Genomic DNA, 2,286 nt, shown 5'->3' with positions numbered 1-2,286 from the left:
GCCGAGGGGCGGGCGGCGGACGCGGGCGCCGGCACGACGCGCACCGGCCCGCACCGGGCGGACCTCGCGCTCGTCCATGCGGCCAAGGGCGTGCCGGCGGCGCTGTGCTCGACCGGCGAGCAGAAGGCCCTCCTGGTCTCGGTCGTGCTCGGCCACGCCGCGCTGATCGCCGAGGCGCGCGGCTTCGCGCCGATCCTCCTGCTCGACGAGGTCGCCGCCCATCTCGATGCGCCCCGCCGCGAGGCCCTGTTCGCCGCCCTCGCGACGCTGCCCGCGCAGGCCTTCCTGACCGGCACCGAGGCGGCCCTGTTCGCCCCGCTCGCGCCGCGCGCCGAGGGCTTCGCGGTGGAGGCAGGCATGCTCGCCCCGATCGACCTCGGCCCTGCCCTTCCCGGCCCGTCCGGAGTATAATGCGCTCCCTGTCGAACGGCAAAAAATACTCAGGAAAATCAACGCGATGAGCGAACCCGCCCGGGCGATTCCTCCGGCGCCCGAAGGCACCTACTCCGCGGCCTCGATCCGCGTGCTGCGAGGGCTCGATGCCGTGCGCAAGCGGCCGGGCATGTATATCGGCGACACCGATGACGGCTCGGGCCTGCACCACATGGTGTTCGAGGTGGTGGACAACTCGATCGACGAGATCGTCCATGGCCACGGAACACGGGTGGACGTGACGCTGAACGGCGACGGCTCCGTCACGGTGGTCGATGACGGGCGGGGAATCCCGGTCGATATCCATCCCGAGGAGGGAGTGAGCGCGGTCGAGGTCGTGATGACCACGCTGCACGCGGGCGGCAAGTTCGACCAGGGGAGCTACAAGGTCTCGGGCGGGCTGCACGGCGTCGGCGTCTCGGTGGTCACCGCGCTCTCCGACTGGCTCGAGGTGCGGGTCTGGCGCGACGGCTCCGAGCACTACATGCGCTTCGTCGATGGCGGCGAGCCTGTGGCACCGCTCGCCGTGGTCGGGCCGGCCGATCCGCCGACACGCACCGGCACCGAAGTCACCTTCCTGCCCTCGCCTTCGGTGTTCTCGAATACCGAGTTCGAGACGGCACGGCTGGAGCGCCGGCTGCGCGAGCTTGCCTTCCTGAACGCTGGCGCGACCGTCACGCTCACGGATGCGCGGCATGTGCCGCCGATCCGGCACGAATACCGCTACGAGGGTGGGCTGGTCGCCTTCCAGCAGTATCTCGACCGCGCGCACAAGCCGCTGATCGACCAGCCGATCGCGTTCCGGGGCGAGCGGGACGGGATCACCGTCGAGATGGCGCTGTCGTGGAACGACAGCTACACCGAGACGATGCTCTGCTTCACCAACAACATCCCGCAGCGCGACGGCGGGACGCATCTCGCCGGCTTCCGCGCCGCGCTGACGCGCACGATCAACCGCATCGCCCCCGAAATCCTGCCGCGCAAGGACAAGGTCGAGATCCAGGCCGAGGACATGCGCGAGGGGCTCACCTGCGTGCTGTCGGTCAAGGTTCAGGATCCGAAGTTCTCGTCCCAGACCAAGGACAAGCTGGTCTCCTCCGAGGTGCAGCCGGTGGTGCAGGCGCTGGTGGCGGACGCGCTCGCGCACTGGTTCGAGACCCATCCGGCCGAGACCAGGCGCATCCTCGGCAAGATGGCGGAAGCCGCGGCCGCGCGCGAGGCGGCGCGCAAGGCGCGCGAACTGACGCGCCGCAAGGGCGTGCTCGACGTCTCCTCGCTGCCGGGCAAGCTCGCCGACTGCCAGGAGCGCGATCCGAGGCTCGCCGAACTGTTCATCGTCGAGGGCGACAGCGCCGGCGGCAGCGCCAAGCAGGGGCGCAACCGCGCCTTCCAGGCGATCCTGCCCCTGCGCGGCAAGATCCTGAACGTCGAGCGCGCGCGCTTCGACCGGATGCTGAACTCGGCCGAGATCGGCACGCTGGTGACCGCGCTCGGCACCGGCATCGGCCGCGGCGCGCCGGAGGAGGGCGGCTTCGACATCTCGAAGCTGCGCTACCACAAGATCATCATCATGACGGACGCGGACGTCGACGGGTCGCACATCCGCACGCTGCTGCTGACCTTCTTCTTCCGCCAGATGCCCGAACTCGTGGAGCGCGGGCACCTTTACATCGCCCAGCCGCCTCTGTATCGCGCCAAGCGCGGCAACGAGGAGCGCTACCTGAAGGACGACCGCGCGCTCGAGGCCTATCTGGTCGAACGCGCACTCGAGGGCGCGAGCCTGGCGCCCGCCGAGGGCGCGCCCCTCGCCGGCGAGGCGCTGCGCGCGGCGGTCGAGCGCGCGCGGGCGCAGCG

General features: G+C 70.7%; 1 protein-coding gene and 1 pseudogene. Both read left to right on the top strand.

The window, feature by feature from the left end; translation table 11 throughout:
• A pseudogene (locus FK498_RS18450) lies at window positions 1-411 on the top strand (DNA replication and repair protein RecF); the annotation flags it as partial.
• Between the two features lie 46 nt (window positions 412-457).
• Window positions 458-2,286: DNA gyrase subunit B (locus FK498_RS18445; RefSeq protein WP_141857136.1), on the top strand; the 1,829-nt coding region annotated here is incomplete at its 3' end.

The sequence above is a fragment of the Elioraea sp. Yellowstone genome, assembly GCF_006704265.1.
Lineage (GTDB): Bacteria > Pseudomonadota > Alphaproteobacteria > Acetobacterales > Acetobacteraceae > Elioraea.
Note: the sequence above shows the minus strand (reverse complement) of the source record. Positions and strands in the feature narration are given on the sequence as shown.